Raw genomic sequence first — 18,470 nt, 5'->3', positions numbered from 1 at the left:
TAGATGTGTAGGGGTTTAGCACTGCTAAACCCCTACCTATGGAATCAAACGATTCAGCCGTTTTGAGTATAATAGACCGTTACTTACTCAGAATAGCATTTTCACGCCAACACCATTTACGTAGGCTGGTTGACGCGAATGAAACCAAAATTATCAAAGTTGTTGTTGGGTTTCCTTACGTCAATCCAACCTACAAATTTTCTTGATTGATTTCTCTTCAAACCATAAAATAGTGAAAAAAGAAGTCAAGATATTGTAAATTTTTGTAAAATTGATGTCTTTAAGACTAGAAACCTGCTCTTTGAATCGCTAAACTAACAAAGAAGTGCATCTGTACTGTTAATTATTAAAATTTTAGATATGGCGATATAGCCTGAATGATTCCTGTACAACTTATCCTCAAAAATTTTCTTAGTTACCGTGATGCAACTTTAGATTTTGGCGGTTTGCATACGGCTTGTATTTGTGGTTCTAATGGTGCGGGTAAGTCTTCTCTACTCGAAGCAATCACTTGGGTGATTTGGGGTGAAAGCCGTGCCACTGTTGAAGATGATGTAATTTATTCTGGTGCGAAAGAAGTCAGAGTTGATTTTACTTTTCACAATAACCAACAAACTTATCGGGTAATTCGTACTCGTGTTAGGGGTGCAACTAGTATACTCGAATTTCAGATTGAAACTCCTGCTGGTTTTCGTCCTCTGACTGGTAAAGGGGTACGAGCAACTCAGGATGTGATCTTACAACATATCAAGCTCGATTACGATACTTTTATTAATTCGGCTTACTTACGTCAAGGACGAGCAGATGAGTTCATGCTCAAGCGTCCCACAGAACGCAAGGAAATTTTAGCGGAGTTATTAAAACTCAATCAATATGATCAATTAGAAGAACGAGCTAAGGACTTTTCTAAACAGTATAAAGGCAGACTGGAAGAGTTAGAGCGTTCTTTGGAACACATTAAAACTCAACTCCAACAGCGGGAGACGACACAAGCGCAAAAAGTCGAGCTAGAAGTTCAATTAGATAAACTGCAACAGCAGCAAGCTTTTGATAATATTCAATTACAAAGTCTGCAAGTTGTCCAACACCAACGTCAAAGCTGGGAACAGCAGTTGAGTTTTGTGAGACAACAATACCAAAATCTGAGCCAAGATTGCGATCGCTTGCACAAAGAACAATTAACGGTACAATCTCAGTTAGCAGATTTAGAAACTACTCTCAATCAGGAATCAGAAATTACGTCTGGATATGCAGAATATCAAAGTCTGCAATCTCAAGAAGAAGCTTTTGCTACCAAATTCGCCCAACATACTCAAGCTACTGGCTTACGACAACAACAGCAACAACAACTAAATAAACAAATTCAAACCCTTGAACGTCAACTACAACAATCTCAAGCTCAATTAGAAGCTTTAGAACAACAAGAGCGAGAAATTCAACAAACTCTCACCAAATCCCCAGAAGTAGAAACGGCCTTAGCTCAATTAGCTACCGCACGCAATCATTTATCTCATTTAGATCAATTGCAAATGCAAGTGAATCCTTTGTTACAACAAAGAGCCACTTTACAAACTCAATTAGATCGCACCCATGCCAGTTTAGTAGCACGTCTAGAACAACTGCAAAATACAGAAAACCAACTTCAAAACCAAAACCGTCGTCAACCGCAACTACAGCAAGCAGTGATGGATGTAGGTGTGCAAATTGAAGAACTGGAGAAAAAGCGGGTTTATTTACAAAGAGTACAAGAAAAAGGACAGGAACGCAGGCACTTTATAGAGCGGTTACAAACTACACAGAAAGACTACGAGAAATTGCTGGCAGAGCTAGAGCAAAAATTGCAAATGCTGCAAAACCCAGATGCGTTATGTCCTTTGTGCGAACGTCCTTTAGATGAACATCACTGGAGTCGAGTTATCCAAAAAACCCAACTTGAGTATGAAGATACCCAAGGACAATTTTGGGTAGTGCGAGAACAAATGGCGGTTTCAGATAAAGAAATTCAAATACTGAGGCAGGAATATCGGGAAATATCGCAACAATTAGCGGTTTATGATTCTTTGCGGGAAAAACGGGGACAATTAGCAGCACAGTTACAAGCAACTACAGATATTCAAGAACAGTTAAGACAACTTGGTTTAGAACGAGAACATTTAGAGCGTTCTTTGCAAGGTAATTATGCACCCGATAAACAAGCAGAACTTCAGCAGTTAGATGAATATCTGCAACAACTTAATTATAGTGAACAAGACCACGCCTTAGCAAGAAATGAAGTAGAACGTTGGCGATGGGCAGAAATTAAACAAGGACAAATTAAAGAAGCAATTAAGCGTCAAACTCAATTAGCAGCGAGAAAGCCAGAATTGCAAGCTAATATTGAGCAGTTGAAAGAGAGAATTCAGTCTGAACAAACATATTCTGATATTGCTAAACAAATAGAAGCTTTAACTGTGCAACTTGCGGAACTTGGTTATAGTTCTGAAGAACACAATCATATCCGTCAAGCTGTGCGTGAGTCTCAATCTTGGCAGTTGCGTTATCAACAATTTTTGTCTGCACAGCAACAATATCCTCAATTACAAACGAGATTGCAAGATTTGGCAAGTTCTCAAAATACTAGATTAGCAGATCAGCAAAATCTCGCTAGTCAAATTGATAGTATTATTGAGCAGTTAAAATTAACAGCTAATCCTAGCGAACAAATACAGGCTTTAGAACAGCAAATAGCAATTCGCAGACGAGAACTTGATGAAAAAATCGCTAATTTAGGTCGTTTAGAACAGTTAATACATCAATTGGCAACGCTGCAAATTCAGTATGAGCAAGAACAGGAACAATTGCAATCTTGCAAGCAGCAGCAGCGGGTTTATCAGGAATTAGCGCAAGCTTTTGGTAAAAATGGTATCCAAGCTTTGATGATTGAAAATGTGTTACCGCAACTGGAAGCTGAGACAAATCAATTGCTGTCGCGGTTGAGTGCCAATCAATTACACGTACAGTTTGTGACACAGAAGGCAGGAAGGAGCGGGAAGTCAAGCAAGAAAAATGCCAAGTTGATAGATACTTTAGATATTCTAATTGCTGATGCGAGGGGGACACGAGCTTATGAAACTTATTCTGGGGGAGAAGCGTTTAGAATCAATTTTGCAATTCGCTTGGCTTTAGCGAAATTATTAGCGCAGCGAGCGGGTGCATCTCTGCAATTATTGATTATAGATGAAGGGTTTGGTACTCAGGATACAGAAGGATGCGATCGCTTGATTGCCTCTATTAATGCGATCGCTGCTGATTTCGCCTGTATCCTCACCGTAACACATATGCCCCACCTCAAGGAAGCCTTTCAAGCCCGGATCGAAGTTAATAAAACTCAGCAAGGTTCACAGATATCTTTGTTAATTTAATACTTTCAATTTTTCCCTAAAATTAATAACTAAGTAATCAATACTTACATAGCATATATATATTGCTTATTTATAGCATCAAAAATAAGTATTTTCTGCTAATTATCTTGACATTTTAGTTATTTAATAGTAATAATACGTATGCTGGTGTAAAAATGTAGGAGGCAAGAAAGCAAGATTGATGGATCAGCTTTTTAAACTTTTTTCCACTGGATATTTATTTCTACCAGGCGATACTAGGGTATAAATAAAAGAGATTAACTATGCAACATCAAAAATACAAAAATCATAAAATCAGAAGCACTCTACTAGAGAAAAGGCTAATATAATGACTTTGATGGTTGGGCTAATCACTTGTATAGGAATTCAATTTGTTGCTTTATGGGTTTCAAAATTTCTAGTTTCAAAATTCATTAATCAACAAGAAAAAAAATATCGGACTCACAATAAATATATAAAAGAATCCTCTTTGGTAGAAAAATTACAAAGAGAAATTTCTGAAACCAAAAATATACAAATTGCATTAGAAAAATCACTAGCTTTACAAAAAGTAACTCTAGAATCTACGACCGATGGTATTTTAATTTTAGATAATCTCAATAAAATTGTCAGCTTTAATCAAAATTTTCTGCGGATGTGGTACATCCCTGAGTTATTAATGAAATCAGGTAATCATAGACAAATATTGAGATTTGCACTCAAACAGCTAGAAACCCCTAGATATTATCTAACAATAATTAGAGAATTAAATAGTCATCCAGATCAACAAATTCATAATCCCCTTTTTTTTAAAGATGGAAGAATATTTAAGCCTCATTTTCAACTACACCATATCGGTGAAAAAAATATTGGGAGAGTTTGGAGTTTTCGTGATATCACTGCTGAAAAATTAGCATCAGCAACAATTAGCTATCAAGCGTTACATGATATTTTGACTAATTTACCAAACAGAGTATTATTTAATGATTTACTCATTGCAGCTTTGGAAAAAGTTAATCACAATCATCACCTAGCAGTGTGTCTTTTGAATTTAGATCGCTTCAAAAAAGTTAATGATAGTCTAGGTCACGGAATTGGTGATAAATTATTACAACTGGTTGCTCAACGATTAAAACAATGTCTGCGTGCAGATGATATAATCAGTCGTTGGGGTGGTGATGAGTTTATTATTTTGTTACAAAAAATAAGCGACATTAACGATATTGATGTCATCCAAAAGCGGATATTTGCAGCTTTTAAACAAGGATTTGAAATAGAAAATTACCATTTAAATATTAGTCCTAGTATTGGAATTTCGCTCTATCCCCAACACGGAGAAGATGCAAATACCCTAATTAAAAATTCTGATGCAGCTTTATCTCGTGTGAAATCTCAAGGACGTAATCACTACAAATTATATCACACAGCTATCAATTCTCAAGCGCCAGAATTATTCATTTTAGAAAATAGCTTACACCATGCTTTAGAGCGAGAAGAATTTAAACTTTTTTACCAACCGCAGGTAAATAGCTCTACGGGTGAAATCACTAAAATGGAAGCTCTCTTACGTTGGCAACATCCAGAATTAGGTTTAATTCCCCCAGCAACTTTTATCCCTATTGCTGAAGAAAATGGATTGATTTTACCAATTTCTGAATGGGTTTTAAGAACTGCCTGCTTACAAAACAAAGATTGGCAAGAGAATATTAAAATACCACATTTATCAGTAGCTGTCAACCTCTCAACTAGACAGTTTCAGCAACCGAACTTAGTTAATATAATTGAACAAGTACTATCAGAAACACAATTAGAACACAAGTATTTAGAATTAGAGATTACTGAAACTGTTGCCATGCAAGATGTAAAATTGACTCAACATATTCTCAGGGAATTAGATAATATAGGAGTCTTTATATCTATAGATGATTTTGGTACGGGATATTGTTCTCTCAGTTATTTAAAGGATTTTCCTGTCCATTCTTTAAAAATTGATCAGTCCTTTGTACGTGATTTGGCTAATGGTGATAATCAAACAGCAATTACCACAGCCATAATTGCCTTAGCACATAGACTGAATTTATCAGTAGTTGCGGAAGGAGTAGAAACTCAAGAACAATTGAATATCTTGCGAATTCTTGAATGTGAAGTTATGCAAGGGTATCTGTTTAGTCATCCTTTATCAGCTGATGACGCAACAATCATGCTGACAAAATATCAACAACAACGGGTGAGTAAATCTTATGTAGTTGCATCTAATTATGTCAATTAACAAACCCTTGCATGGTGATTATACTACTCTTTTACTATTCTACTTTTTTAGTGTTACCTGCTTTTACCCAACCTTCTTGATCACTACCTTCAACACGAATTTTTTGCCAGTTTTTATCCTGGCTTTCTTCTAAAATGATCACTTTTTGATTAGCAGAAACTCCACCCACGCTCTTTGCATCCATAGTGGGTTGGTCTCGCAGACTCAAGCCTTGAGGCCAAGTTACTAAACCTTGGTAAGCCCCTGGTGGTAATGACTTGGGTGATTCTGTGGGAGTAGGGGTAGGAGTAGGAGTGGATTCAGGGCTAGATTTAGGAGTAGGAGTAGCTTTGACCTGAATTGCTTTTGGTTTATCCGGTTTCGGCTTGGGATTATCATTAGCAAATTTGGGTCTTTCTGGCGGTATGGCGGTACGATTGACAAAATAGAGAGCTACTGTCAGTCCACTACCTAATAAGACAGCGATCGCTAATAAAAAACCAAGTATATATTTAAATACACCAACAATCATAGTGAGAACCTCAAATCCACTAAATCAATAGTCCATATTAATTCATGATTAAGGATGAACTATTGATTAAGTATTATTGACTAAATTATTACAGCAGATTGTAGATCAATGAGGTACAGAAGCTAGACTCCAAGTCAGTTTTACTCCTGATTCCTGACTCCTGACTCCTGAATTCTGCTATGGTTAGCGCAGTTTACCAAAGGTATCACTCAATGGATTCTGCTTGGAAGCTAGACGCGCTCTCCCCGCAGCAGCCCATTCTTGCAATTTTTGAATCTGCTCTACCGCAGTTCGCGCCAAAGGTATGATTTGACTGGCTGATTCTAAAACATCATCGGTGGTAAAGTCACGATTTTGACTAAATCCGATGTGCATCGCTTCAATTAAGGTTTGCTCAATCTCTGCGCCCGAAAAATCAGGAGTTTCGTAAGCTAACCTATCAATGTCATAGCCTTTCAGGTTTTGGGGACGCAATCGGGATAAATGGACGTTAAAAATTGCTTTTCTCTCTTCTTGGCTGGGTAAACCGACAAAGAAAATTTCGTCAAATCGCCCTTTCCGTAACATTTCTGGGGGTAAGGCTTGGATATCGTTAGCGGTACAGACGACAAACACGGGGGATGTTTTTTCTGCTAACCAGGTGATAAATGTTCCAAATACGCGGCTAGTTGTTCCTGCGTCACCTTTACTACCTAAACCAGAAAAGGCTTTATCAATCTCATCAATCCACAAAATACAAGGTGCGAGGGCTTCTGCTACTTGAATCATTTGACGAGTGCGAGATTCTGATTCACCGACTAAACCACCAAATAAACGCCCTACATCTAAGCGTAACAGGGGTAAATGCCAATTATGTGCGATCGCTTTGGCTGTTAAAGATTTACCTGTTCCCTGAATTCCCACTAACATTAATCCACGGGGGTGCGGTAATCCGTACTGTCGAGCTTTTTCTGTGAATGCACCACCCCGACGAATTAACCAGTCTTTAAGGTTATCAAGTCCACCTATATCAGAAATCTGCTCAGTGGCTGGGTAAAAGTCCAGGATTTGGGTTTGACGGATAGTTTGGCGTTTTTCCTCCAAAACTAAATCAACGTCCTCTGGTTGTAATTGTCCGTGGGATGCGATCGCTCTGGCTAAAACTCGGCGTATCCGTTCCATAGATAAACCTTGACAAGAACGCACCAAGTCATCAAGAAATTTACCAGATGGTGAGTTACCAGTAGCTTGTAATAACCGTTCTACCTCGGCTTTAATTTCCGGTGCTGCGGGTAAGGGAAACTCAACCACCGTTAACACTTCCATTAAATCGTCAGGAATAGCAATACGTGGCGATAATAAAACAATATTTTTCGGTTGGGATTTCAGGAGTCGGGCTAAGTTGCGGAGTTTGCGAGAAATAGCGACATCATCTAAAAATCGGTGATAATCCCGGAGAATTAAGACTGCTGGGGCGGAAGCTGGTAATTTTTCGATAAATTCCAATGCTTGTAACGGGTTGCGTTTTCCAAATCCGACATCATTGGGGTTTCCTTGATAACCATCGACAAAATCCCAGGTATAAACGGGGCGATTTCCTTGGTTTGTGGCTTCTTCGCGGATAGCGGCTTCTACCCGTTCTTCTTCGTAGGTGGGTATATAAATCAGCGGGTAGCGGGCGCGGAGGAGGAGTTTAAATTCGTCGCGGAAGTTCATAAGGTAGTTGTTTGGTGATTTGTTATTCTCCTATTGTTAAGGGTTGTATTGTGTCTAACAACTGGAAATTACTCTCTTTTTACTGAATATGGATTTAATGAACCGCGAAGGCGCGAAGAGCGCGAAGGAAGAAGGGAAGAAGAGAAGATCCGCCTGGGAATTAATTCCCAGTCTTATAGCGGAAGTCCGTTTTAACGGACTCAATAATTCTCAATAATTCAATATTTTCTTAGTCGTCTTCAGACGACTTTTGCTATTAGCCTGAGATTTCAATCTCCGGCGGATGTGGGCGATAGTCGATAATTATGCAAGATATTCAATTTATTAATTATCTTTATTCAACAATACTGTAGCCAAATTACGAGGGTTCAACGGCTGTAGAAGCATTGTGAATACGACCAAGAGAGGTAAGCTTGGCAAAAATCTGGGATAATAAAATAGGCTCAGGCTGTTGCGGAAGCATTTTTAACATTTCCCGAACATATCGAAAACCACGACAGTAAGCCTGAAGATCAACAATGCCAGAACCAGGATTATCTTGACGGAACTGAGCTAGAAGATAATGAGATAAATTGACCATAAAAAATGAAAGGTTGACAGCATTAGTCACCGCAGTTTGACCCCTGTTCATAAAATCTTCCAATCCCCAAAATTGTTTAGCATCACGAAAATTAAATTCGATTTGGAAGCGCAGTTTATAATAGTCAATTATTTTGTCATATGATAAAGTTAAGTCACTAGAAAACAGAATTACGTGACTGCAAGCATTAGTTTTCAAATTGGTTTTTACTAAAATCACTACATTCAAAGGCTGGGCAAATTCTTTGTGCAGTAAGGTAGATTGATAAGTATTTGTTTGGATATCTTCTTCAATACTAATTTGACACAAATATTTATCAGATATATTGTGCCAGTCCAGCTTATCTCCGTATTTACGACGAGAACGATGATTGGGGTCAGGATGTTGGTAAGGTATATATAATGCCGAATCGTGGCGTAACTTGGAAATTATGTGTAACTTTACCTGCCTAGCCATCTGCAAAGCATTATTGTTCCCAAAGTGACCATCTACGACTAAGTAAGTGAGAGGAATAAAATTAGCTATTAACTTGAATAACTCATTAATCATCTTCTGAATTCGTAGTAACTCAGATGTCAAAAAGACTTCCGTTTTATTTTTGTTTTTACTTCCTTTAGGTCGTCCTCGTCCACGTTTTTCTTGAGATTTTATTTCTGGGATTGACGATACAGTATTTTTTTCTACATCACTCTTGATTACTTGTTCTATTTGAATCGGAAATGAGTGTCTTTGTTGAACACTTACTAATGATAAGGTAAAGAAAGATAACCCCGATATTGGTTTGCTTATTAAACTGGAAAAAAACCTATCTAATCCGTAGGTTTTTTTCCCGGCTTTGCTTATTACTACTTCGTCTCCTGCCAACAAATAAACATCATTTGGGCAGAACAAATGCCGCCGAAAAAACACCCAGAACACCGTTTTCCACGGTATGACTGTACGAAAAAATCTGATTACCGTCCGATAACTACCACCACTAAGCGTCCAACGCGATATTCCCAACATTGTGACTCGCCCGCTCATGGCTAACATGGCCGTGATGATCTGGCTCAACTGCCGCATCGTCGTGACTTTTATTTCTGGCAGTAGGCATTGCAACAGTGCTAGTATGTCAAACATGGGCTGTATGTGGCTTTCGAGTTGTCGTTGTGGAAGACTATAACTCTACTACATCAGCCCTCTTTTTATACTCTTTTTTTGGCTACAGTATTGTTCAAGCATTCTTTTAACTCTTTTGCCAGTTCAGATAAAAATTTTGGTTGATTTTTGATTAGCCATTCTGTAATTTTGTATGAGTGTGTGGTTTTTTTAAACTCTAATAGAGTTCCACAGAAGTTTTGGAACACATTTTCAAGAATATTTGCCCCATGAACTTTAGACAACCAATTCTCATCTGCACCATTTTTTTCTTTGACACCTGGAAGCAAATGGCTTTTTTCGTGTTGAATTTTGTCTAGATATTCCTGAACTTGATTTATAGTGATAGGTGTTTCTAGCCATACAGCTTCTTCATTAATTATGGCTGATATTGCTTCTGGGTTAAGGATATAATTTTCATACATAGGTAGTTTTAAAAACTTAAACCCTATCCTCTTTAAATCTTCAATCTGCTTGTCTGTCTTCTTTTCTCTATCAAATATAAATATAGATTTCTCTGGTATTAGGCTTATTCCTGACTTAAGTTTTTCGTAAATATTAGCCACAAGAGAGGAATGCTTACCATCAAGTAGCGCATCTGTACTTTTTACAGATAAAATTTTCATACCTTTCAATGGCATTTCTGCTAAAAATGTATCTATAATTAGCGGAAAACATTTTTCTTCAGTCGGTCCCTCAACCCAAAGAACACTATCAGCACCAAAAACGTCAGATAATCTAATTCCCAGTTCATCTAAAATTTCCTTTTGTAGATTTATATCTTTTGCATCTATGACTGATGCAGTTGTTTCACAATTTTCATATTTCAGTTTGATAATATTAGAAGGATCTGCCGTTGTGATAATATCTGGTGAATGAGTAGCAATAAAATATTGATGCTGCGGAAATTGTTTAATAGTCTCTATTAGCCTTTTCGCTGCACCTGGATGTAAAAATGATTGTGGTTCATCAATAATTAATGTTCTAGGTTCTTCTGAAGAAACTAAAATATATACAATTGCTAATACCTGACCAACTCCACTTCCACATGAAGATAGAGGAAGTGATAAATCATCTCTGTTAAGTTCTTCGGTAATCCATACTTTAATTTCAACCTCTGAATTATCTCTTGGTACTACAGAAATCCATTTTATTTCCTCCAGAATCTCTGAAACTAGTTTATTAAATTTGGCAAATGTCCCTGGTTTTTTACCCGGCAATATAAATAATACTTCGGCAAGATTAGACGCATCTGATTTTAGTTGTTCATTATTTTCAGATTTGCAAATATCTATATGTCGTTCAGCTTTAAATCTATAAATACGACTTCTCAATATGTTAAATTTGTCCGTAAATTTATCAATATTTCTGAACTTACTAATATTAATACTGCCAAGAGGATGTTTTTCATAAGTGTAATTAATATCATTAATTTTTGTATAGTTCACAACCTCTGTTGTACGACGAACAACTTGGTCTATTTTATAATCAAAATAGAGAGTTATTTGTATTTCTAAATAATCCTGTTTTACTAAACTTTCTATTAACAATAAGTCTGGATTTTTTTCAAATTCCTCTTTTATAAGTATATAATTATCTTCATCTGAAGCTATATAAAAAGTAATTTCTATTTTTGATTCTTCTTTTATCCCATAAATCTTATTGGGCAATGTCCTTAAACTTCTATCAGGATATTTTTCAAAATCCAAAATTCTATGCGGCTGATTTTCAAAATCCAGCGCCAGCACCTCAAGTAACGATGTTTTACCCGCATTATTTCGTCCAACAATAATATTAATACCAGGCGTAAATTCCATTACCCCAGAGTCGAAATAAGATTTATAATTAAATACTCGCAGCTTTTTGATATACATCTTGTGTCATTTATTTACTCGGTTAATTCTATTATTGGCGATTTCACGTAATTTGCCAAGTAAAAGTAAAATAGAATAAACACAATAATCACATAAAAGATGCGATGCCATTAATCTATACTAATTTTTATATTCCAGCTTGATTTAATACTTCCATAAACTCATCAACTAAATCTAAAACCTCAGCCCATTCTGCTAAATAACCATAATCTAAATTTTCTCCTTGTAACTTAACTATCCCCAAAACATCACGCCATTGTTTTTCTGATTTACTTTCCTTTCCCCAGCGTAATTTTTGTAAAATAGTATCTTCTGCTGATGCTATCCAAAAAGCAGGTATTTCATCTAAATTTATTAATACTCTGCGATTCATTTGTGATATTGCAAAAGGTGAGTTATCTGTAATATATATATCAGCATTAGCAATAGTTTCTGTATGGGTAATATTCAACATATTACCATGCCCAATTTGTAAGTCTTCCACCGCACCTGCTGGACAATAATATCCAGATGCTTCCAAAGTTTTTACTAATGAGTTTATTTGAGTTTGGTTAATTTCTATAACTAAATCTAAATCACGAGTAGAACGAGGTTCTCCATGAATAGAACTAGCGACACCACCACTAACATAGTAAGAAATATTAATTGATTCAAAAATTTGATGTAGTTCACCTGCTAAAGAAATAGAATCTTGAATCCACATACTTTCATCAATACCTTTTGGTCGAAAATCAGGAGTAAATTTTTCTCCTAATACAGCGCGAGTAAATACATCCCGAATTTCCTGTATATTAAAATTCTGATGTCGAGATTTAATTCCCATAAGGCATAGTTGTTTAACTCCTCTATCATGGGAAATAAACATTGCCAAACGCTGTTTTAATGTGAGTTTCCGTAATCTATTAAATAAATAAACCTCAGCTTCTATTGCTGTATCTTGACTTTGTGGTTGATAATTAGATTTGGTAATTTTGGGAAAAAACAATCTTGATTTTTCTAGCATTGATAAAGTTTAGTAGTCAAGAAAATTATGATCCTGATTCTACTTAGCTACCCTTTCTGTGAAGCGGTCTTTTATCACCCACATTGGCACAGTTTACATAGGTTAGAAATGAGGAATAATCCAGCATTTCAAACCCTTGCAAAATACTATTCTGGAAGTTGCTTTTTCAAGCTTTGTAAAGAAGCCCAACGGCTATCGACAATCTCCTCAGAACTAGCAACAGTATCTAAAATACCTGGACAATTGCGATCGCACAACTGACGCTGAGGAATCGCTAAACACATCTGCTCATACAACCATTCACTAGGATAAAAATAACCATTAGGTGATACCGTTTCTACTAAATCTTCTACAGCCACTTCCATTTCTAACGGTAAGTGTTCCGCTTGATTAGCATTTTCCTCTAACCAAATAATTTCTTTAGTATTAACAGCCAACCGTTGATTATATTGCTGCAAGCAGCGATTACAGGTACAAGTGATAATTGTTTCTGCCTGACTGGATACCTCTAAATAAGTACCCTGATGCTGCACTTGGATAGTTCCACGCACCGGGGTTAAAGTTTCCAGACCAGGCAGAGACTCATTAACTTGAATTTCCTCTGTTCGCTCCGGGGCTTTAGTTAGCTGCGGAATAAAAATAGCGTCCATAGGATTTGTGAGAAATCCTCACGAAAAATTACAGTTGATCATCAGCGAAATTGCTGATACTACATCTCTTATTTTAGCTCTCATAACCAGGATCTGTTGGTGGTTCAGTCGCAGGACGAACCACCAAATGGCGATGAGGTTCTTTACCTCGGCTGAAGGTTTCCAAATCAGGAAAATTCTTCAAAAAGCTGTGAATTTGTCGCCGTTCAGCCGAACTGAGAGATTTAATTTCCACTTCTCGACCAGAAAAGCGGACTTCTTGAACCGCTATTTCCGCCAAGTTGTTAATTTCTGCCTGTCGTCTGACGCGGTAGCCATTTAATTCAATGGTATAAGATGCTTGCTCATCCTCTGGTGCGTTCAAGTTCAGCACCGAATTTGCTAGATACTGCATCGCATCTAACACGGAACCACCAGCACCTATTAACATCCTGATTTGTTCCGGCATCAAATTGGTTTGCTCAATTGTCAACCAGTGGCTATCCGGTTCAGGAGAATCTGCTCCGATAGCTGGAGCAGATCCTAAATTACCCTTAACATTAGTAGAAACACCAATGAGTTGCAGCAGTTGCTTTAACCATTCTTCACCACGCTGCATGGAAATATCACTCATAATCAGCCTGTAGCCTTTTTCTTAGAACTTTTTGGCTCAAAGGGCAACGTCTTTTGATCTGCGCTTGCAGCTTCTTTTTCTTTTTCTTTCTCCTGGACTGCTACCATCTTTTGCAATTCCTCAGATAGAGGTTCACGGGAAAGAATGTAGGTTTGCAGGGTTTGGAAAACGTTACCAATTACCATGTACATCAGTACACCAGCTGGTAAAGGGAAAAACAGAAACATCCCTGAAAAGATAACAGGGGTAATTTTGTTAACTGTGTCCTGCTGGGGATTACCACCACTGGAATTTTGCCCAGAAAGCAATTGACTAACATAAAGACTGATGCCAAAAAAGACAATCATGGCCACAATATCCCAGTGGATTGTACCATCTGGATCTTGTGCGCCTACCCTACCTAGAGCATCAATAAACAGAAATCCTTTATCTGCTGCGAGTCCGGGAATTGTACCTTGGATGGTAACATCTCCTGGCTGCAAGGCTTCTATATTGCCTTCAGCATCAATTCTGACCCTTTCTTCCCCTTTGGTAATTTTCCATTCTGGGGTTAACTGGGTTTCTGGATGTTCTGCTAAGAGCGCATTAAAGGGTTTACCCTCTACTGTCTGATATTGAATCTTTGTTTTTTCTCCCACAGCCAATTTGTTACCACTGGGAAGAATAGCAGTAATTTTTGTGTGATCTCCATCAGCAATATAAATATTTTGCGGGGGAGTAGCAAAAGCTTGGGGTTGAATTTGTTCGATTTGTTCGGCAGGGAAAACTTGCAAGTTAACGGAGTAATTAACTCCTGCAAATGGTGAACCCCGCAAAGTAGCAAACAGTGCTAGTAGTACTGGCATCTGTAACAGCAGTGGCAAACATCCCGCTAATGGGTTGCCAAATTCTTTTTGGACATTGACCATTTCCTCTTGCTGCTTTTGAGCATCATCTTTATAACGCTCTTTGACTTCTGCCATCCGCTTTTGCATCAAGGGCTGCACAATCCTCATTCGTCGCATACTACGAATGGAGCCAGCACTCAGGGGATAGAGCGCAAAGCGGATTATCAATGTCAAGGCAACTATAGCCAATCCATAGCTAGGCACAATACCATAGAAAAAATCTATGATTGGCAGCATCACATTGTTCGAGAGGAACCCGATACCAAAATCCATTATTCTGAATCCAACCTGAGGTACTGTTAACTGAACTGAATCTAATTTATCTAAATCGTGATTTGTTAGCGACTACCCTGAGCTACGGATAGCCGCACATGATATGAAAAGAGAATGCTAAATGTAGTGGAGTTAGTAAGTCATCAAGTGAAAATGAAAAAATATCTAACTCAGAACTGTGACTATTTAGAACTGCTATATTCGGGGTTTTTAGCAGCAATTCTTTCATTAATGTAGTCATAAACTTCTAGGAAGTTGGGAACAGCCCGCATTTCTAAACGAGTACCGTTTTTGAGAGTTAGTACCATATCTCCCCAGATGCCAATGCCACGAGGGACTTTGACGATTTTGACTATTTCTGAGTAAATTACATCGGTGCGATCGCGTCCTAGCCAACCACCAGTTACACCAACTCGTCGGTCAGTAATGCGGAAACGTAGCCACAACGCTCTCACAATTGCCCCAACAGTTAATGGTAAACCAATCACGGTTAGCCCAATCAGCACATTGAGAATTAAATCCCCAATATGGGGGCCACCCTCATAATAAATTTCTTCACGAATGCCCATTTATTACCTCAGCTTTTGCCAACAACTGCTCTAATTCTTGCAGAAATTGTTGGCTTACGCACTCAGATTCTGCTGACTTTGGCTTCACAATCACTACTAATCGCCATCCTGGGGATAATTTAGGCAATAATTGATACAAAGCACCTGTAATTTGGCGTTTAATTCGGTTGCGAACTACTGCTCTTTTACTGACTTTGGTACTAATGGAAATGCCAATTTGGGTACTGGTTAAATTTTCATTGCCATTGGCTTGTGTAGTTGCAGGGGCAGTATCCAAAGAAGGTTCTTTTGAACGCGACGGCTTTAAAGCTCTCAAAGTGAAATGAGAGCTATGACACCGAATTCCTTCCCGGAAAACTGCCTGAAAATCCCTGCGGGATTTTAGTCGATATGCTTTGGGCAAAGCCACAGTTACTCTACTGGCTGAATGTACCCTAAACGCTCAGACGATGACGACCCTTTCTTCTTCTGGCGCTGATCACGTTTCTACCATCTGGTGTCCGCATTCTAGCGCGAAAACCAGAGGTTCTTTTTCTCTTACGGCAAGTACCGCCCAACGTTCTTTGCATACCGTTCTCCTCTTAGACGATTTTTATAAAAAGTCACAATCTGCTATCATACCACTTTACAGGCAATCTCAACATATTTCTGGATAGAGTTGCTGAGGCACTGGGGTAAGTATTTATCTTTCTCTTGCCTGTTCCCTGTTACCTTTTTAAGAAATACTAATAATCCAAGAGCCAAGATAACGTAGTAGTGGCACATCTCCAGGGGAGAGAACTTGGCAGTTAAAATAGTAAATCCCCCCAAAGGTTGGATTCTGCACGTTATTTAAAACTAACTCAACGTTACTACCTGCTGGTACTGGTTCTTCAGGAAATATCTCCAGCACTCGTCCTTCTTTGTCCCATTTCACTTCAGATAGGGGAAGGCTTTTTCCTTTAACTTTGACTTCAACTTTTTTAGTGTCAAAGCTGCCCTTGTAATATTTGGGGTAAGTAATGGCAAATTGAGCCACTGCCAATTTCATTTTTTCGGCAGGAAGTCTGAGTATATATCTATCCCAGGCGTTAGTTTGACCGCCAAAATCTAACCGGAAGGGCAACTGATTTTCTCTTTTAACACCGCTAAATAGCGTTAAACCAGGTAGGCTCTGCGCCCAAGTCATAGCCGGAAGACTTGTCAATAAACAGCCAGTCACAGCCAAGGCAGAAAGTACACGTCGCATAGTTATGCTTCCTCTAGGAAATGGTAAAGATTATGATCTTAAGTAACAGAGATTTAGTATTCTTAACTAAACTTTACTACTGTCTTCATCAGAATAGACGATAAATAAAAGCCAAAGTGCCTTTTTAGGTAAAAAATTCATCCTACTTATGTACGCAGTTGCTTATTTAACAATGTTAACTCAGTCAATAAATTCCATAGCATTTCATGATCATTAACTTCATCATGAATTCTCTGCGTACCTCTGCGCTTACATCTGCGCCACTTTGCGTTTAAATTTCTACTTTCAATTTGCCACAATTTCAAGATGCCAACTAGAAAGACCACACATTATCAATCCCGAAAATAATCTGAAGACATAGATATAACATCAGAAAATCACCATAAGATGTGCAATAAGTAAATTAGTTTGTGTGCAAATATCTGGAATTGTTACTTATGTAAGCGGCAGAGTGAAGCTTTGCTTGGAGAAAATAAGAGTGGGAAAGACAAAGTTAAAGGTGAAATCTACTAGAAAAACTGAGGGCTGAGATTACTCACCGATGCTTTATTAAGTGCGGCAAATCCTTCATCAACAGAGAAATTCCATAGTTAGTAGATATTTAGGTATTTATCTTCAGGAGATTGCATGAGAATAGCAGTTGCTAAAGAAATTGAAGTTTGTGAACGTCGTGTAGCATTAATTCCCGACACCGTATCCAGATTAGTCAAACAAGGTTTAGAGGTTTTTGTAGAAACAGGTGCGGGAGAAAAAGCATTTTTCAGTGATTCTGACTATGAAGCAGCAGGAGCGACAATTGTAGCTGATACTGCCAAATTATGGGGAGAAGCGGATATTTTGCTCAAAGTCAGCCCTCCCCAAGAACGAGAAGATGGACGCTCAGAGATTGAACTACTCAAGACTGGATCTGTTTTAATTAGCTTCCTCAATCCTTTGGGTAATCCCGTAATAGCGCAACAATTGGCAAATCGGCAAATTACAGCGTTGAGTATGGAATTAATTCCCCGTACTACAAGGGCGCAAAGCATGGATGCTTTATCTTCCCAAGCTTCACTAGCGGGTTATAAAGCCGTATTAATTGCGGCTGCGGCCTTACCGAAATATTTCCCCATGTTGACGACTGCGGCGGGGACGATCGCACCAGCTAAAGTATTTATTATGGGTGCGGGTGTAGCGGGATTGCAAGCGATCGCCACAGCTAGAAGATTAGGCGCAGTAGTAGAAGCCTTTGACATTCGCCCAGCCGTTAAAGAAGAAGTGCAAAGCTTAGGTGCGAAATTCGTCGAAGTCAAACTCGAAGAAGAAACCGTCGCTGCTGGTGGTTACGCCAAAGAAATCTCCGAAGCCAGCAAACAACGTACCCAGGAAGTAGTCGCCGAACACGTCAAAAACTCTGATGTTGTCATTACTACCGCCCAAGTACCAGGCAGAAAAGCCCCCAGACTCGTTACCGAAGAAATGGTAGCACAAATGAAACCAGGTTCAGTAATTGTCGATTTAGCTGCTGATCAAGGTGGAAACTGCGCTTGTACAGAAGCAGGTAAAGACATTGTTTGGAACGGCGTAACAATCATTGGCCCCATCAATTTACCCTCATCAATGCCAGTACACGCCAGCCAACTGTATGCAAAGAACGTCACCTCATTAATGCAACTGTTGATTAAAGACAAAGCCTTGCAAGTCAACTTTGGTGACGACATCGTTGACGCAGCGTGCGTTACTCATGGTGGAGAAATTAGAAACCAACGAGTAAAAGACGCTTTGCAAGCAGTAGCGGTTTAACCTTCTTACCTTTGCGCCT

Annotated in this window: 15 protein-coding genes; 3 read left to right on the top strand and 12 right to left on the bottom strand. The window is 38.4% G+C overall.

All coding sequences use genetic code 11. The features are described 5' to 3' along the window. Positions 1-377: 377 nt before the first annotated feature. Positions 378-3,401: an exonuclease subunit SbcC gene (sbcC, locus tag AC012T_RS14215; protein WP_487059263.1), complete on the top strand. Its 3,024-nt coding sequence runs from the start codon at positions 378-380 to the stop codon at positions 3,399-3,401. Positions 3,402-3,729: 328 nt separating this feature from the next. Beyond that, a complete protein-coding gene (locus AC012T_RS14210; protein ID WP_487059261.1) occupies positions 3,730-5,649 on the top strand; it encodes a putative bifunctional diguanylate cyclase/phosphodiesterase in 1,920 nt (639 codons plus the stop codon). A 34-nt stretch (positions 5,650-5,683) separates the two neighbouring features. On the opposite strand, the gene AC012T_RS14205 is transcribed toward AC012T_RS14210, so the two are convergent. From AC012T_RS14205 to AC012T_RS14150, 12 genes are all read right to left on the bottom strand, one after another. Next, positions 5,684-6,160 (bottom strand): SH3 domain-containing protein, encoded by a 477-nt coding sequence (locus AC012T_RS14205; protein WP_487059260.1) that lies wholly within the window; start codon positions 6,158-6,160, stop codon positions 5,684-5,686. 183 nt (positions 6,161-6,343) lie between these two features. Further along, positions 6,344-7,855: an AAA family ATPase gene (locus AC012T_RS14200; RefSeq protein WP_487059258.1), complete on the bottom strand. Its 1,512-nt coding sequence runs from the start codon at positions 7,853-7,855 to the stop codon at positions 6,344-6,346. A gap of 358 nt (positions 7,856-8,213) precedes the next feature. Then, positions 8,214-9,554, bottom strand: coding sequence for a transposase (locus tag AC012T_RS14195; RefSeq protein WP_487059256.1), 1,341 nt, complete (start codon positions 9,552-9,554; stop codon positions 8,214-8,216). Positions 9,555-9,619: 65 nt separating this feature from the next. Next, positions 9,620-11,389, bottom strand: a complete 1,770-nt coding sequence (locus AC012T_RS14190; protein WP_487059254.1) for an ATP-dependent nuclease — start codon at positions 11,387-11,389, stop codon at positions 9,620-9,622. 184 nt (positions 11,390-11,573) lie between these two features. Further along, entirely contained in the window at positions 11,574-12,449 is an 876-nt protein-coding gene (locus AC012T_RS14185) for a hypothetical protein (protein ID WP_487059252.1), read from the bottom strand. Positions 12,450-12,595: 146 nt separating this feature from the next. After that, complete coding sequence (locus AC012T_RS14180; RefSeq protein WP_487059250.1) at positions 12,596-13,099, bottom strand: YceD family protein; 504 nt, start codon at positions 13,097-13,099, stop codon at positions 12,596-12,598. A gap of 73 nt (positions 13,100-13,172) precedes the next feature. Continuing rightward, positions 13,173-13,712 carry a Jag family protein gene (locus AC012T_RS14175; RefSeq protein WP_487059248.1) on the bottom strand — a complete coding sequence of 180 codons (540 nt, stop codon included), beginning with the start codon at positions 13,710-13,712 and terminating at the stop codon, positions 13,173-13,175. A gap of 2 nt (positions 13,713-13,714) precedes the next feature. Continuing rightward, positions 13,715-14,872, bottom strand: a complete 1,158-nt coding sequence (gene yidC / locus AC012T_RS14170) for a membrane protein insertase YidC (protein WP_487059246.1) — start codon at positions 14,870-14,872, stop codon at positions 13,715-13,717. 182 nt (positions 14,873-15,054) lie between these two features. Beyond that, positions 15,055-15,441, bottom strand: coding sequence for a PH domain-containing protein (locus AC012T_RS14165; RefSeq protein WP_487059244.1), 387 nt, complete (start codon positions 15,439-15,441; stop codon positions 15,055-15,057). After that, positions 15,428-15,850 (bottom strand): ribonuclease P protein component, encoded by a 423-nt coding sequence (gene rnpA, locus AC012T_RS14160; RefSeq protein ID WP_487059242.1) that lies wholly within the window; start codon positions 15,848-15,850, stop codon positions 15,428-15,430. The genes AC012T_RS14165 and rnpA overlap by 14 nt, the downstream gene beginning before the upstream one ends. Positions 15,851-15,875: 25 nt before the next feature. Next, entirely contained in the window at positions 15,876-16,010 is a 135-nt protein-coding gene (gene rpmH / locus AC012T_RS14155) for a 50S ribosomal protein L34 (protein ID WP_015209090.1), read from the bottom strand. A 146-nt stretch (positions 16,011-16,156) separates the two neighbouring features. Beyond that, positions 16,157-16,669 carry a DUF2808 domain-containing protein gene (locus tag AC012T_RS14150; RefSeq protein WP_487059239.1) on the bottom strand — a complete coding sequence of 171 codons (513 nt, stop codon included), beginning with the start codon at positions 16,667-16,669 and terminating at the stop codon, positions 16,157-16,159. Positions 16,670-17,296: 627 nt separating this feature from the next. Between AC012T_RS14150 and AC012T_RS14145 the strand changes: the two genes are divergently transcribed. Then, the gene (locus AC012T_RS14145) at positions 17,297-18,451 is read left to right on the top strand and encodes a Re/Si-specific NAD(P)(+) transhydrogenase subunit alpha (RefSeq protein ID WP_487059237.1); all 1,155 of its coding nucleotides are present in this window, start codon (positions 17,297-17,299) and stop codon (positions 18,449-18,451) included. The last annotated feature ends 19 nt before the right edge of the window (positions 18,452-18,470 follow it).

Source organism: Anabaena sp. EIM26 (assembly GCF_057568715.1).
The sequence above is the reverse complement of the archived record's forward strand: the minus strand, read 5'-3'. Positions and strand labels throughout refer to the sequence as shown.

Excerpts from the sequence above, each read along its gene's own strand:
- sbcC (WP_487059263.1), top strand. The coding sequence starts at position 378 with ATGATTCCTGTACAACTTATCCTCAAAAATTTTCTTAGTTACCGTGAT.
- AC012T_RS14210 (WP_487059261.1), top strand. The coding sequence starts at position 3,730 with ATGACTTTGATGGTTGGGCTAATCACTTGTATAGGAATTCAATTTGTT.
- AC012T_RS14205 (WP_487059260.1), bottom strand. The coding sequence starts at position 6,160 with ATGATTGTTGGTGTATTTAAATATATACTTGGTTTTTTATTAGCGATC.
- AC012T_RS14200 (WP_487059258.1), bottom strand. The coding sequence starts at position 7,855 with ATGAACTTCCGCGACGAATTTAAACTCCTCCTCCGCGCCCGCTACCCG.
- AC012T_RS14195 (WP_487059256.1), bottom strand. The coding sequence starts at position 9,554 with ATGTTTGACATACTAGCACTGTTGCAATGCCTACTGCCAGAAATAAAA.
- AC012T_RS14190 (WP_487059254.1), bottom strand. The coding sequence starts at position 11,389 with ATGGAATTTACGCCTGGTATTAATATTATTGTTGGACGAAATAATGCG.
- AC012T_RS14185 (WP_487059252.1), bottom strand. The coding sequence starts at position 12,449 with ATGCTAGAAAAATCAAGATTGTTTTTTCCCAAAATTACCAAATCTAAT.
- AC012T_RS14180 (WP_487059250.1), bottom strand. The coding sequence starts at position 13,099 with ATGGACGCTATTTTTATTCCGCAGCTAACTAAAGCCCCGGAGCGAACA.
- AC012T_RS14175 (WP_487059248.1), bottom strand. The coding sequence starts at position 13,712 with ATGAGTGATATTTCCATGCAGCGTGGTGAAGAATGGTTAAAGCAACTG.
- yidC (WP_487059246.1), bottom strand. The coding sequence starts at position 14,872 with ATGGATTTTGGTATCGGGTTCCTCTCGAACAATGTGATGCTGCCAATC.
- AC012T_RS14165 (WP_487059244.1), bottom strand. The coding sequence starts at position 15,441 with ATGGGCATTCGTGAAGAAATTTATTATGAGGGTGGCCCCCATATTGGG.
- rpmH (WP_015209090.1), bottom strand. The coding sequence starts at position 16,010 with ATGCAAAGAACGTTGGGCGGTACTTGCCGTAAGAGAAAAAGAACCTCT.
- AC012T_RS14150 (WP_487059239.1), bottom strand. The coding sequence starts at position 16,669 with ATGCGACGTGTACTTTCTGCCTTGGCTGTGACTGGCTGTTTATTGACA.
- AC012T_RS14145 (WP_487059237.1), top strand. The coding sequence starts at position 17,297 with ATGAGAATAGCAGTTGCTAAAGAAATTGAAGTTTGTGAACGTCGTGTA.